This window comes from Baekduia alba, assembly GCF_028416635.1.
GTDB classification, from domain to species: Bacteria; Actinomycetota; Thermoleophilia; order Solirubrobacterales; family Solirubrobacteraceae; genus Baekduia; species Baekduia alba.
On record NZ_CP114013.1, the window covers coordinates 4,399,782 to 4,412,604 of the forward strand.

The 12,823-nt window shown below is 68.5% G+C and carries 13 protein-coding genes; 6 read left to right on the forward strand and 7 right to left on the reverse strand.

The features are described 5' to 3' along the window. Positions 1–354 precede the first annotated feature (354 nt). Genes DSM104299_RS22025 through DSM104299_RS22035 form a run of 3 tightly spaced genes read left to right on the forward strand, consistent with a single transcriptional unit; the run spans position 355 to position 1,583 of the window. Positions 355–789: an ATP-binding protein gene (locus tag DSM104299_RS22025; protein WP_272473810.1), complete on the forward strand. Its 435-nt coding sequence runs from the start codon at positions 355–357 to the stop codon at positions 787–789. After that, positions 786–1,169 (forward strand): hypothetical protein, encoded by a 384-nt coding sequence (locus DSM104299_RS22030; protein ID WP_272473811.1) that lies wholly within the window; start codon positions 786–788, stop codon positions 1,167–1,169. Before DSM104299_RS22025 ends, DSM104299_RS22030 begins: the two co-directional genes overlap by 4 nt. A 45-nt stretch (positions 1,170–1,214) precedes the next feature. After that, the gene (locus DSM104299_RS22035) at positions 1,215–1,583 is read left to right on the forward strand and encodes an STAS domain-containing protein (protein WP_272473812.1); all 369 of its coding nucleotides are present in this window, start codon (positions 1,215–1,217) and stop codon (positions 1,581–1,583) included. A 474-nt stretch (positions 1,584–2,057) separates the two neighbouring features. Here DSM104299_RS22035 and DSM104299_RS22040 read toward each other — a convergent pair whose 3' ends face one another. The 3 genes from DSM104299_RS22040 to DSM104299_RS22050 form a co-directional block, all read right to left on the reverse strand. Further along, positions 2,058–3,167 carry a DNA topoisomerase IB gene (locus tag DSM104299_RS22040; RefSeq protein WP_272473813.1) on the reverse strand — a complete coding sequence of 370 codons (1,110 nt, stop codon included), beginning with the start codon at positions 3,165–3,167 and terminating at the stop codon, positions 2,058–2,060. A 40-nt stretch (positions 3,168–3,207) separates the two neighbouring features. Further along, entirely contained in the window at positions 3,208–4,098 is an 891-nt protein-coding gene (gene ku / locus DSM104299_RS22045) for a non-homologous end joining protein Ku (RefSeq protein WP_272473814.1), read from the reverse strand. A 73-nt stretch (positions 4,099–4,171) separates the two neighbouring features. Beyond that, complete coding sequence (locus tag DSM104299_RS22050; protein ID WP_272473815.1) at positions 4,172–4,738, reverse strand: type 1 glutamine amidotransferase domain-containing protein; 567 nt, start codon at positions 4,736–4,738, stop codon at positions 4,172–4,174. 17 nt (positions 4,739–4,755) lie between these two features. Between DSM104299_RS22050 and DSM104299_RS22055 the strand changes: the two genes are divergently transcribed. Continuing rightward, positions 4,756–5,139, forward strand: coding sequence for a hypothetical protein (locus DSM104299_RS22055; protein WP_272473816.1), 384 nt, complete (start codon positions 4,756–4,758; stop codon positions 5,137–5,139). Between the two features lie 150 nt (positions 5,140–5,289). On the opposite strand, the gene DSM104299_RS22060 is transcribed toward DSM104299_RS22055, so the two are convergent. Together DSM104299_RS22060 and DSM104299_RS22065 are read right to left on the reverse strand one after the other, a co-directional pair. Further along, entirely contained in the window at positions 5,290–5,916 is a 627-nt protein-coding gene (locus DSM104299_RS22060; RefSeq protein ID WP_272473817.1) for a hypothetical protein, read from the reverse strand. After that, the gene (locus DSM104299_RS22065) at positions 5,852–7,789 is read right to left on the reverse strand and encodes a DEAD/DEAH box helicase family protein (RefSeq protein WP_272473818.1); all 1,938 of its coding nucleotides are present in this window, start codon (positions 7,787–7,789) and stop codon (positions 5,852–5,854) included. The genes DSM104299_RS22060 and DSM104299_RS22065 overlap by 65 nt, the downstream gene beginning before the upstream one ends. A gap of 433 nt (positions 7,790–8,222) precedes the next feature. Between DSM104299_RS22065 and DSM104299_RS22070 the strand changes: the two genes are divergently transcribed. Continuing rightward, positions 8,223–9,410: a hypothetical protein gene (locus tag DSM104299_RS22070; protein WP_272473819.1), complete on the forward strand. Its 1,188-nt coding sequence runs from the start codon at positions 8,223–8,225 to the stop codon at positions 9,408–9,410. On the opposite strand, the gene DSM104299_RS22075 is transcribed toward DSM104299_RS22070, so the two are convergent. Together DSM104299_RS22075 and DSM104299_RS22080 are read right to left on the reverse strand one after the other, a co-directional pair. Beyond that, positions 9,407–10,018 (reverse strand): hypothetical protein, encoded by a 612-nt coding sequence (locus tag DSM104299_RS22075; protein WP_272473820.1) that lies wholly within the window; start codon positions 10,016–10,018, stop codon positions 9,407–9,409. The genes DSM104299_RS22070 and DSM104299_RS22075 overlap by 4 nt on opposite strands. Positions 10,019–10,816: 798 nt before the next feature. Further along, the gene (locus DSM104299_RS22080) at positions 10,817–11,554 is read right to left on the reverse strand and encodes a hypothetical protein (protein WP_272473821.1); all 738 of its coding nucleotides are present in this window, start codon (positions 11,552–11,554) and stop codon (positions 10,817–10,819) included. Between the two features lie 236 nt (positions 11,555–11,790). Here DSM104299_RS22080 and DSM104299_RS22085 point away from each other — a divergent pair, with 236 nt between their 5' ends. Further along, positions 11,791–12,678 carry a hypothetical protein gene (locus DSM104299_RS22085; RefSeq protein ID WP_272473822.1) on the forward strand — a complete coding sequence of 296 codons (888 nt, stop codon included), beginning with the start codon at positions 11,791–11,793 and terminating at the stop codon, positions 12,676–12,678. Positions 12,679–12,823: the final 145 nt, after the last annotated feature.

Genomic DNA, 12,823 nt, shown 5'->3' on the forward strand with positions numbered 1-12,823 from the left:
GACCGTGCCGCGCGGCTCTTGCACAGAGGGACGTTCGTCTGCGTGCAAACCGGAATCGGGCGCCTTCGATCGCCGGCGTTTGCGGGCGGAACCCGCGGGCATATGAAGCTCCGCGGGATTGATGCTCCCGCCCCATATCGCGTCACGGACAGCATCGGACCTGCCCCGGTGCGACGCGATGACCTCCCCCACACGCGTCGGGCCGCCCCAGGGCGGCTCGGCGTGCTTCACCGCGCTGAGGCGACATGTGCACCGTCTATGCTCCGGGCCCCTTCGCTCGTGCGGATTGCGAAGTCGCGAATAGGACGACGACCGGGTGGGCATATGCCAGCCGATGAGAACCCCGGGGCTGGGATGCCCCGGCACGACCGCCACCAGGAGCCTGTGACGCCCGACTTCGAGCTGACCCTGCCGGCACGCGCCGAGAACGTGGCCGTCGTCCGGCATGCCTTCGGCGGGATCGGCGACGCCCTCGACGTGCCCGACCACGCGCTGGCCGACGTCAAGCTGGCGGTCACCGAGGCCTGCACCAACGTGGTCGTGCATGCCTACCCCGATGGCGACGGTCCCATGAGCGTGCGCGCGGGCGTGACCGACGGCGCGCTGACCGTGGTCGTGTCCGACGAGGGCCGCGGGATCCTCCCGCGGCCGGACTCGCCGGGCCTGGGCCTGGGCCTGCCGCTCATCGCGACGCTCGCGTCCTCGCTGGAGCTGGGCACCAACGACCGCGACGAGACCGAGGTCCGCATGGTCTTCGAGCTCGAGACCGTGCCGGAGGCGGCCGCATGAGCCCCGAGGCCTCGACCGTCAACGAGGCGACGCTGACCGTCCGTCGGCCTGAGCTGCTCGGCCCGGTCCTCGGCCGCGTCGTCGGGATGCTCGCCGCGCGCGCGCAGTGCCCGATCGACCGCCTCGACGACGCGCTGCTGCTCACCGACGCGGTCGCCGCCCACGCGCCCGCCCACACCACCGACGGCCGCGTCACCGTCCACGTCCACGCCGAGCCCGAGGGCCTGTCGCTGCGCATCGGGCCGCTGCCGGACGCCGGCGGGGACGCGCTCGTGCAGGCCGCGTCGCTGCCGGGCGTGGGCAACGTCTTCGAGCGCGTCGCCTCCGACGTGCGCACCGAAGGCTCCGAGCTGCTCCTGCACCTCGCCTTCCGCGCGTGAGCGACCACCCCCTGCCCCACGCAAATTTCGTCACACTGAGGAACGATGCCACCGGAATTCGCCTTGACCCAGGACGCCGTCGACACCGCGACCCAGGTGGTCGCGGTCCGCGGCGAGATCGACCTGTTCACCGCTCCCGAGCTGAAGACCGCGCTCGGAGAGGCGATCGAGGGCGGCAAGTCGCGGCTCGTGGTGGACCTCGGCGAGACGACGTTCCTGGACTCGACCGCGCTCGGCGTCCTGATCGGCACGGTCAAGCGCCTGCGTGCGCGCGACGGGCGCCTGACGATCGTCAACGTCGACCAGAACATCGCCAAGACGTTCGAGATCACGGGCCTGGACCAGATCTTCACCATCCGCGCCAGCCGCGACGAGGCGCTGGCCGCCCTGGACGAGGAAGAGGCGTCGGCGTAAGCCCGCCCAGGGGGCGGGTTACGCCAGCGGGTGTTCGCCCAGAGGGCGAAACCCGCGCGCGGGGCGAGCCTTCAGCCCGCCCCGCACCGTCGTCTTGGGCTCAGGCGCGCTCGAGCGCCGCGAGCTCGCGCTGGACCGCCGCCTCGTGGGCGACCTCGTCCTCGCGGGCCTGGCGCGGGCTCCAGCGGCCGGTCAGCAGCAGCGTGGCCGGCAGCAGTCAGAGCCGGCCCGCGAAGCAGATCCACCAAGCGTGCGGCGCGCGGTGTCCGGATAGTGCGCCAGCTGGCGGTTGAAGAAGGACCTCCCCGTCCCCCGATCGCCGATGCCGCCCGCGCGTCCTCCTGCGACCGTGCTCATCGCGCCTCTCCCCTCGATCGACCCACGCGCGACCCACCCTGTGCGGGTCGCAACACTTTCTCCAGACGTTGCACACCCAGTGCGCGGCAACCGTCCCATGACGGTCGCGCCGGGGCGCTACGCGGCGCGGGAGAGGTCGGCGGCGATCTCCTCGCCGCCGGGCGGCTGCAGCGCCGGCGCGTCCTCGCCGGTCAGCATCTGCAGCACCGCGGCCTCGACGTCGCCCTGGATCGCGGTGGCGTCCCCGTCGTCGTCGGCCGCGGCAAGATCCGGGATGACGCCCGCGATCGTGATCCCGTCGGCGTAGCGCTCGAACGTGCGTGGGTCGATGTAGGACGCCCGCGCGACCGCCGGCGTGTTGCCGAGGTAGTACGCGACCTCCTTGACCACGCGCGCCATCGCGCGCTTGCGGGCGGTCTTGGTGTCGGGGACGGGCGAGACGGCGAAGCCGACCGAGGCCAGCACGGTCGCGCCCCAGGTCCGGAAGTCCTTGGCGCTGACGTCGGCGCCGGTGGCGTCCTTCAGCCAGGCGTTGATGTCGGGCGACTTGACGTCGACCCACGGCCCGCGCGCCGAGTTCCTGTAGGCCAACAGCTCATCGCCGCCGCCGCGACGCTGCTTGAGCTTGCAGATGTCGCCGCCCAGCGCCGGGTCGACGACCGCCTGCACACGGCGCTTGCTGTGCTTGGCCGGGTAGTCGAAGTAGAGGACGCCGTCGCGCACGCGGACGTGGCGCTTCTTCATGGTGGCCAACCCGTAGGTCTCGTTCGTGACCGCGTAGTCCTCGGAGCCGATGCGGAAGAAGCCGCGATCGAGGAGGCGCACGGCGAGCGCGAGGACGTGGTCCTGCGAGTAGTCGGCGCGCGCCAGGCCCTCCTCTACCCGCGCGCGCAGGCGGGGGAGCGTGCGCGCGAAGGTGACCATGTCGTCGAACTTGATCTGGTCGCGGCGCTCGCGCCAGCGCGGGTGGTAGAGGTACTGCTTGCGGCCGCGCTGGTCGACGCCGGTCGCCTGGATGTGGCCGCCGGGATAGGGGCAGATCCACACGTCCTGCCACGCGGGCGGGATGACGAGCTCCTGGACCCGGGTCAGGACCTCGGCCTCCACCACGCGCTCGCCGTCGGGGTCGACGATCGAGAAGCCGCGGCCGCGCCGGACGCGCCGCAGGCCGGGGCCGGAGCAGTCGACCTTCTTCAGGCGCGGTGCGCGGAGCGTCGTCGTGGCCATGTGGCACGGGGCGTACCCGGGCCGGCAGCCGCATGATGCGCTACTTCTTGGCTGCGGACTTGGCCTTCGAAGCGCCCGACTTCGACGCGGCGGGGCGCTTGCGCTTGGGCTGCTCGTCGGCGCCGTCGCCGTCGTCGTCGGTGGTCTTGCGCACCGCGTCCAGCGACGCCTTCAAGGCGCTCATGAGGTCCGGGACGGGGGCGGCCTCCTCGGCCTCCTCGGCGATCACGATCTCCTCGCCCGCGGCCTTCTTCTCGATCATCTCGAGGACGGCCTCGCGGTAGGTGTCGTGGTACTTCTCGGGCTCGAAGTCGCCGGCCAGGGACTCGACCAGCTGCTTGGCGATCGCCAGCTCGCGGTCGTTGGTCTTGACGTCGTCGGCGCCGGGGATGTCGTCGAGGCGCTCGGGGTCGACGACCTCGTCGGCGAACAGCATCGTGGCCATCTCGAGGACGTCGTGGTCCTGGAGCGCGCGGATCGCGACCAGCGACTCCTTCTGGCGGATGACGACCTTGGCGATCGCGACCTTCTCGGTCTCGCGCATCGCCTCGAGCAGCAGCCGGTAGGGCTTGGCGCCACCGGCCGCCGGCGCCAGGTAGTACGGGTGGTCGTAGAAGATCGGGTCGATCTCGGCGAGGTCGACGAAGTCCTCGATGTCGATGGTCTTCGTCTTCGCCGGCTGGACGGACTCCAGCTCTCCCGGCTCGATCACGACGTAGCGATCGCTCGCGATCTCATAGCCCTTGACGAGATCCTCGAAGTTGACCTCCTCGCCCGTGGACGCATCCACCCGCTTCTGCGCGATCCGCGAGCCCGTCTTGGCGTTGAGCTGGTTGAAGCGGACCGTCTTGCGGTTGACCGCGCTGTACAGCTTGACGGGCACGGTGACGAGCCCGAAGCTGATGGCGCCGGTCCAGATCGAACGGGGCATGGACCCGCAAGTGTGCCCGACGGGAGGCGCTTTGCACACCTCCCGCAGGCATTCTTGCGCCTGCTAGCGGTGGCTAGGCGTGCTGCGCGGCGTGCTTGCCCTCGGCGATCTCCTCGACCATCTTGGCGTTGAACGCCGTCAGGTCGTCGGGCTTGCGCGAGGTCACGAGGCCTCCGTCGACGACGACCTGCTCGTCGACCCAGGTGGCGCCGGCGTTGCGGATGTCGGTCTGCAGCGACGGCCAGGACGTGACCGTCCGGCCATTGAGCACGTCGGCCTCGATCAGCGTCCAGGGCGCGTGGCAGATCGCCGCGACGGGCTTGCCGGCGGCGAAGAACGCGCGGACGAAGGCGACCGCCTCCGGATGCGTGCGCAGGTTGTCGGGGTTCGCGACGCCGCCGGGGAGCATCAGCGCGTCGTAGTCGGCGGCGTCGGCGTCGCCCACGGCCCGATCGACCGGAAACGCGTCGGCCTTGTCGAGGTGGTTGAAGGCCTGCGCCTCGCCGGCTTCGGGAGCGAGCAGCTCCACGGTGGCCCCGGCGTCCTGGAGCGCCTTGCGCGGCTCGGTGAGCTCGACCTGCTCGATGCCCTCGTTGGCGACGAGGATCGCGACCTTCTTGTCTTTGAGGGTGTCGGCCATGGGGTAGTGCTCACCGCATGGCGACAACGCGAAACGCGAGTCAGGGCATCCTGGCCGACGACAAGACCACCGAGCGCGAGAGCATCGTCAAGATGCTCGAGAAGGCCTACTGGATGGAGATCGAGACGGTGATGTCCTACATCTCGAACTCGATCAACCCGGACGGCGTCCGCGCGCAGGAGATCATCGAGTCGCTCAACCAGGACATCCAGGAGGAGCTCGGCCACGCGCAGCAGTTCGCGGCGCGCATCAAGGAGCTCTACGGGGTCGTCCCCGGCTCGATGGGCTTCACGGCGCAGCAGACCTACCTGCAGCCGCCCGAGCCCCAGCCACCACGTACGGGTATCGCTGAGGCCTGGCCCCAGTATCTATGCGGGTTCGCGGTGGGTCAGTTGCTGTGAGTTGCGCTCAATTTGGTCCGCGAATTGTTCCGCGGCCTCTGGGTGGCGCGTGGGCGATCTGAGCGGCTTGGCTCACAACATTTCGCTGGCAGCGCTACCGGGTCGGACCGAACGCGAGATCGACCGCGGCTGCGACTGCCCGGCCCGCTCTCATCGCGCGGACCGCGGTGCCTGACCCCAGTGACCGACGAAAGCCCGGTCGTTGAGGTGCTCGTGCGCCAACCGCCGGCCGACCGCCTTGGGGTCGTTGAACGTCTGGCCGTCCGCGACCGACGTGGCGAATCGCTGAACCGCCTGGCGGAGCTCAGCCAGCTTCTCGAACGTGATGATCCGCGCGCGCGGCGGCGCGACAGCATCGCCCTTCAGCACACGGGAAGGATGGATCAGCACGGGCGTGACGGTCTGGGACCCGATGCCCTCGTACTTCTCACCAAACCAAGCCATCGAGTGGCCCAGCTGCGCAACGTCGCTGCGCGGGATCGCGTCGGTAGTGGCGCCGCTCTTGCACTCGATGACCAGCGAAGCGCCGCCTCCGATCCACAGGTCGTCCGGGCCGTTGCCCGTATCACGTTCGGGCCGATGGGCGGCGAAACCGAGATGAAGGCCGAGATCACACACCGCCTGCTCGAATGCCTTGACACGGTCAGGATCCGGGTCGGGCTCGAGGTCGGCGAGCAACGCGTTCACCGCGACCAGGAGCTGCTTGCCGTCCTTATACCGTTCGCCGAGCAGCGACGCAGCGGCCTCGGCCTGCTCCCCCGGCGAGCGCAGCGGCACGTATGCGATGCCGCCTGGCTTGGGCAGCACGCGATTGTCGCTGACCGCCGAGACCTGCAGCTCCTGGGCACCGGGGCGCATCAGCGAAATGCAAGTAGGTGGCTGCCTCCTGCTTGAGTACCCCGCGCAAGGCGAGGTCGTCCGTGTCGCCGAACACGGCCCGCAGGCGGTTGCGGGCCTCGACGTACTGCTGGCGCTGGGCCAGCTCGAAGGCCTCGCGTTCGGCCAGCGCAATCGGAGAGATCGCTACTTCGGCGGGGTAAGCCAGACCGACGATCGCGTTGCGGCTCGCCGTGACCCAGTCCGCGTCACGCTCGAGGCATAAGTCGATGGCGCCGTCGAGGTCCTCGAACGATCCTTCACGCAGCTGATCGGCGATGTCGTCGCTTAGGTCGAGCTGCGCACCGGTCGCGGGGCTGAACCAGGCCCGCGCCGTCGGCTTGTGCAGCCTGCCGGTGAGCCGACGGCCAAGCAGGATGACCACGCAGTGGTCATCGTTCGAGCGGATCCCGCGGCCCATGCCCTGCTCGATGCGCTGGATCTGCCGGCCAAGAAGCGCATCACTCTGATCGAGCCACTGACCATCCAGCCGGTCGAGCTCACCGCGCGCCTCCGGGAGCCCGTCCAGAACGAGGATCCGGCACGCGTCGCCGGGCAGGTCGATGCCGTCGTACTTGTTGACGAGCACTACGAGCCCGACGAGGTCCTCGCGAAGCTCGGCGAGGCCTGCCTGCAGCGTGTCGGCCCGGTGGATCGCGCTGGCAACGTCTCGCCAGAACTCGGCCCGGCGCTCGGACGGCACGATCACGACAACGTTAACGGTCTTCGCCCGCTCGACGAGGAAGTCGCGGATGGCCTCGTCGCTCGTGCCCGGGAACGTGTCCTGTGGGGTGAGGATCATCCTGTCGCCCAAGTCGTCGGCCTTCTTCGGGGTGATCGGCCGGTGGATGCTCTCCGCGTCGGCGCCGAAGTGGGTGACGAGGATGCTGTCATCGGCCAGCGTCGCCGTGAGGTAGATGCGACGCTTGGCCCGCACGAAGGACGGGATCACATCGACCGGCACGCAGGGCGGCGCGATCTCCAAGGCCCCCGACGAGACCGCGACCCGGCAGTACGGAAGCGTGTCGGCCACGAGCGGCCACACGAACCCGAAGTCTTTCTCGTCGCGGTGCGGATGGAGGATGTCGACAATCTCGGTCTGCTTCGCCGCCCACGACCAGAAGGGGATCGCCATCAGCGCCGACATGTCGCCCTGCCCGAGGTCGGCGTAGGTCGTCGGCGACTGCTCGCGCAAGATCGGCCCGAAGAGCTCAAGCAGCGCCTCGTACGCGGCGTGATCGCTCTTGAGGCGCAGCGTGAACTTCTCATTTACCGTCGCCAGACAGGCGTGCGCGTCGTCGATGAGGATGGCGCCGAGGTCGACCACGTCCCGAGCCCCACCCCGGACGCCGAAGACCGAGCGGCCGTTGAAGAGCTTGTGGATGTTGGTAACGAGGATCGCGCGGCCCCGGAGGAAGTCGCGGTCGCCCGGCTCGGTGGTCGTCGCGATGCCGAGGCGTGCGGCCTCGTCCAGCACCTGCTGTGACAGGTAGATGTCGGGCGTGAGGAACGTCGCCGGCGCAACGCCTTCTGCGAGGCAGGACTGGAGCATGACGAGCCCGACAATGGTCTTCCCGCCGCCGGTGTTCATCTTGACCACTAGGTCGTTCTCGCCCCGTCGGTCGTGCCATGCCTCCCAGACCTCGGACTGCACGTCCCGCGGATAGTTGTAGCCCTTGACCTTGGCCGGAAGCGTCGTGAAGATCCCCCGGGGGTCCATCGTCACGGCGGCACTGGCCGGCTTTCGAATACGGGAGAGGTCGAGGCCGCTCATCGCTACGACGATATCGAGCCTTGGTCGCGCCTCGGCGGGGGTCGCCAGGAGGCTCGTCATGTCCCACCCGTCGGCGCTTGTAGCGCTACACGCCAACGGCGACCCAAGCGGCGCCGGTCGTCGTCGCACGCGGACGCGGTTACCTCGGAGGTCTCCTCACTCCGCTGAACGAGACGTGCCCGTCCGCGCATGATTTCCGTCCATGGTTTGCTCCGTGGACTATCGCGTGACGTACCCACCGATCGTCCATTCGCGCCGAGGGTGCCGGCGAGACGAGCAGCGCCTGACATCCATGAGCGCGCCTCCGCCTCGTTGGCTCCTTGAACAGAACCTCCCCCGTCCCCTTGGCGTCCGTGCCGTACGCCACCCTTCATACATGCCGAGGGTTCCGACGCGTTTCTCATCGCACCATCCGCAACCGGATGGCCGCGCGATGGTGCTGTTCGTCGGCAACAGCGGCGGCGTCGATCTCGGCATCCTCGATCGCCGCGTCACGAACACGATCGCCAAGCCGCTCGTCTTCGCCAAGTCGAGCGAGGACTTCATCGCCGAGGCACATGATTCCGGACTCGGCGTCGTTCTGCCGGGGGAAGCGTGGCGCAACCAGCTTCCGATCGGGCACCCGAAGCGCGCAGGCGCCTTCAAAGACGTGCAGTACGCGTTGAAGGACCAACTGGACATCAGCGCCGCGCCGCTCAGCCCCGACTTCGTCGCCGAGTTCTCCGGGCACTACCTTGAGGAGCAGCTCACGGCGCGTGCCACGTTGACGACCACACCCGGCCATGTTCACGACATCGAGGGCGGGGTCGGTCGCGAAAACGACCTTGCGCTCGCCGAGGCCATGTCGAAGGACTTCCTGAGTCGCCGAGCCCATCATCCCGTGGGCGAAGGGGGCCTCTCCCGGACCCTGTTCGCCTCCATCTTTGTGCACGGTCGACTTCTCATCGACGCCGTCCCATCCCTCATCGACGCGTACGCGAGCATCCGGGTCGGCGGCTATTGGGTCGTTGTCGTCAATTGCAGCGGAACGCGCCAGGAGCTGGCGGCCGTCAGCGACCTCGTGGTCGGCCTCGAAGCGCGGACGGGTCGGCCGTCGGTCGTCTCGGGTGCTGGGCCCGCTCAGCTCACGCTCCCGCCTTACGGCGCCGCGGCCACCTGCACCGGTGTCAATGGCGTCGGCTTCTCCTACCCGCCGCCGGACTGGGCGGAGGTCAAGCGCAAGCGAGCCCAAACCAAGGGCAACAAGAAGGACCCGGGCATCGCCGTCCCCCCATGGCACCGCGAAGCGCTGGCCAACCTGCCGCTGGGCCTCAAGTGGGCCGAGCGCCGAGCCGAGCTCTTCCGCCGCTGGCCGTGTGACTGCGGCGCTCACGAGCGAGATCAACCGCCAGCGCCGAGCGAGGTCCGCACCCACAACCTGATCTGCGGCCAGCGCGACGCCGCCGGCATCTTCCTGCCCGCCGCCGATGCGGGACGCGCGGAGCTCGCGCGGCGCATCAACGAGGCCAGTGCCGTCCGTGCCGCCACAGGGATGACCCGCCTCGGCGCCTCTTGGCGCGGTGCCGCCTTCGCGCACCGGCGGCGCGTGGACGACGAGCGGATCGACCAGCCGGGCTCCTAGACGGGCGGCGCAGCTGGGCGCTGCACCAGCTGCCAGGCCGCCCACTCGCCCATCGACTGTCCACCGGTCACAGCGGCGATCTCCCAGTTCAACGCGACGTCAAGCGACCCGTTAGCCATGCCGCGCCCGACCGCCTCGCTGCCGCGGTTCAGCAGGCGAACTGGGAGCGCGAGAACGCTCGACGAGACGTCTGGCTGCTGGACGAAGCGCACGTCGCGGTCGCGGGCGCGGATAAGCGCGCGCAGGTAGTCAGCCTCGGGACCGCGCGCCACATGGTCGTGCACAGCGACAGCCGCCGCGCCGTCCAGCGAGCGAGCGAGCGACTCGGCATCACAGCGGGAGATCTCGCGGATCTGCTCGAGCACGAGCCCGTGCTCGACGACAAGCGCGGTCGCAAGATCAAGAAGTAGTCCTCGACGCGCGGCCTGCGTCGCGATCTCACGCACGACGGTGACCAGGCTGGGCTGCGCCAAGAATGCGTCCAGCTGCTCACCGGGCCGCCGGACGATCTTGAACTCGAACTCCGGCGACTGCTCCACCGCGAGCTCTCCCTCCACAAGGTGCAGATGCGCAGATCGTTGAGGGGTGCCACTCAGCGTGCCGGGCATGGTAAATAGTTTACCAGTGGGCGACCGCGGACCCAAGCACATTTCCGACCGCGACTGGATCTTCGGATCGCGACCTCGTCGACTCGCGCTCGTCACAATCCTGGCCCCAGGGCCCGCCCGCCAGGAGTGGTCGCGCGCCGCCCTAGCCGACGCCGCAGAAGTCACACTGCGCGGCATCGATGGCCACCTCGACGGCCTTTGCCGTCTTGGGCTCATCGAGCAGACCGACATCGGGTATCGCCGGACGAGCCCAATGCCCCCGCTCGCACGGGACCTGCGCCGAGTGCTAGCGCAACTCGAGGCTGTTGCGGCCGATCAGACTCCGCGGCAATGAAAGGTGCGGCGCTCGTCCCCGACTCGTCAACGAGGTTGGCGAGTTACGCCAACCAACCAAGAATCCCGTGGCTCTCTACGCCGTGCGCCAGCGCATAACGCTGGTCTCTGTTCCGCGAGCGTGCCGCTCGTGCCGGGGCTCACGCCCGCCGACTACGCGACTGGCGGCCGATCGTCGCTTCCTCATGTAGGCTCGCGAGCTGTGGCTGCCAACCGTCACAAACTGGCCCGGCTGGAGGAAGCGCGTAAGCGTCGGTCGCGCGGTCGCGAGTTCGGCGCCGCCTCAACGGGCGATCACCTGAATCAGGCGGCTCCCCCGTCCCAGTTCTTGCCGCAGGTTCCGATCGCCGCTTAGCCGCGATTCGGAGTCTGAATCATCTACGTACCGACGCACCGGTTCTCGTGAGTTCGGCGCCTGCGCAGTCGCACGGCGTAGGGCCGCCTGTGCCGAACTGTGCCCGGTATTCAGAGGCCAGGGTCCATCAACCTGAAGTGCGGCATCGTTCCGCGATCCTCGACGACGATCAGATCGCTCGGTACTCGCGCGTCGTGGTAGGAGGCGAGCCAAGCGTACTTCTGCTCGACTCGAAGGTTGCCGCGACTACGTACTAGTTGTGCGCGGATCTGGTCGCGATGGCGTGCCAAGCCTTCAGCTTCGTCTTGGTCGTCGGGCGTTACGTACGAGATGTAACGGAGGTAGTCGACGAACGGCACACCGTCGTCTCCGGCCGCCAGCCAAGCGTCGCGCTGCTCCCCATCGGCCAGGGCGGTCATGGCGCTCGGGGCGAGGATCACTCGCGGGTAGTTAGCCGCAGTCGACTCCAGTTTGTAGGCATCGTTGAGCGCCGGACCATTGACGTATTCCGCATCGGCGTAAAACAACCCGAATGTGATTGCGCCTCGGCAAAAGAGCCCTTCGTCGGCGAGCACCAACTGGTGCATCGCCGCGTACATCGCAAGTAAGTCGACGGCATCGCCTGGCTTCAGCCCTCCTGTCATGGGCATCCCCATCACCAAGTTGTCCGAGAACCATGTCGCAATGGTGAACTCACTGGCGCCGCGGTTACTGTCCCCGTCCTCTCGGGCACGGGCAAACGCACGGTGGGTGATCTCCAGGTAGGACTGAGCCTCCTGGTCAGTCCGCGGCAGCGCCGTGCCCAAGATGTCTAAGAACAAGACGGCGGAACGAATCAGGGTCGGCACACCCCGGGGTCTGTAAAGCCCATATGTGTCGGCCACCCCGACAGTTTGCAACGAACGCGAAGGCGTGCGCGATCTCGGAAGGCTCGGCACCCTCCTAACCACCCTCGAACCCGAGGTCTCACGCCGCGCTTGAGTTCGATCGTGGCGCGCCGTCCGTCTCTCCCATCGGAGATCTGTCGCGCGTGTGCCCACCCAGGAAGAAATCCGACGCTATCTCGCCATAGGCTGCAGCGTCCATGACCTGGGCCGAATTCGAAGAGAAGGAGTTCGAGGTCGCGGCCGCCGTCGAACTTGCCCACAGTGCGACCGGATACGGACCTGTGTTCTCCTCGGGTCAGGTGCTTGAAAAGCTACTCGGCTACGACGCCACCGCAGCACCTCCCGCTGATCACTTGATCTGGCAGATCCTCGCAGTCCCGCGTCCTCGCGGCGTAACACTCATTAGCGGGTACTGGCAAGCGGGCATGCGACCGCCGGCGTCGAAGCTCCCGACGGCGCCGATCAGTCTCGTTCTCCAATACAAGCGTCCCGAGTACCTTTACGGAGCCCGGGCCAAGCAGTGGCGACTTTGGTACGAGCCGTACCTTCGATTCACAATTGCGGCTCGCCAGCAGTCCGTTCTACTGCGACTCGATCGACAGCTAGGTTCTGAAGCGCTCGTGCGCTACGCCGCGCCAGCGTTCTGGCGACGCGGAGAGTTCGACGCCGCGCTGCTGTCGCGTTCAGTGCTGACGCAGACGGGGTTCGTCTCGCCCGAACGTCTCTCGGGTCACCGCGTCTGGACCTACGTCGCGCCAGGTCAGAACGGGCGTGCCAACCCCGGGGGTAAGCCGACCCGTTTCGAACTGCTCGGCGAACTCCTCGGCTCGCGGGAGCGCGCGAGGCTGCAGTCCACCCGTGGCCACGAGCTGGTCGTCCATGAGGGCCTGGAAGGCCATGTGCGCCGGGTCGCCGGCGCCGCTCGAGAGCGAGAGCCCCGCCTGCGCCGGGCGCTCGATTCGTGGGCCGCCGATCTGCGCGAGCAGGTCCCCGAACTCGAACCACGGCGACAAGCTCGAGTCGTCGACTTGGCGACGATCACCACCGTCGTCGGCGCCTACGGCGCCTCTTGGTACCTCGTCTGAGGCATTCGGCGCCCGCCGCCAGCTCCGCTGCATGCAGTGCGCATGCAGCCGACCAGAGACATCCCACGGGGTGCGCCCACATCCGCTACCGACCATCACGAGTCACGCTCATTCGTTCCGCGGCGCGCAAACTCGCAAGGCCCAG

Coding starts and splice junctions, on each gene's coding strand:
- DSM104299_RS22025 (WP_272473810.1), top strand. CDS start 355: ATGCCCCGGCACGACCGCCACCAGGAGCCTGTGACGCCCGACTTCGAG.
- DSM104299_RS22030 (WP_272473811.1), top strand. CDS start 786: ATGAGCCCCGAGGCCTCGACCGTCAACGAGGCGACGCTGACCGTCCGT.
- DSM104299_RS22035 (WP_272473812.1), top strand. CDS start 1,215: ATGCCACCGGAATTCGCCTTGACCCAGGACGCCGTCGACACCGCGACC.
- DSM104299_RS22040 (WP_272473813.1), bottom strand. CDS start 3,167: ATGGCCACGACGACGCTCCGCGCACCGCGCCTGAAGAAGGTCGACTGC.
- ku (WP_272473814.1), bottom strand. CDS start 4,098: ATGCCCCGTTCGATCTGGACCGGCGCCATCAGCTTCGGGCTCGTCACC.
- DSM104299_RS22050 (WP_272473815.1), bottom strand. CDS start 4,738: ATGGCCGACACCCTCAAAGACAAGAAGGTCGCGATCCTCGTCGCCAAC.
- DSM104299_RS22055 (WP_272473816.1), top strand. CDS start 4,756: ATGGCGACAACGCGAAACGCGAGTCAGGGCATCCTGGCCGACGACAAG.
- DSM104299_RS22065 (WP_272473818.1), bottom strand. CDS start 7,789: ATGAGCGGCCTCGACCTCTCCCGTATTCGAAAGCCGGCCAGTGCCGCC.
- DSM104299_RS22070 (WP_272473819.1), top strand. CDS start 8,223: ATGGTGCTGTTCGTCGGCAACAGCGGCGGCGTCGATCTCGGCATCCTC.
- DSM104299_RS22075 (WP_272473820.1), bottom strand. CDS start 10,018: ATGCCCGGCACGCTGAGTGGCACCCCTCAACGATCTGCGCATCTGCAC.
- DSM104299_RS22085 (WP_272473822.1), top strand. CDS start 11,791: ATGACCTGGGCCGAATTCGAAGAGAAGGAGTTCGAGGTCGCGGCCGCC.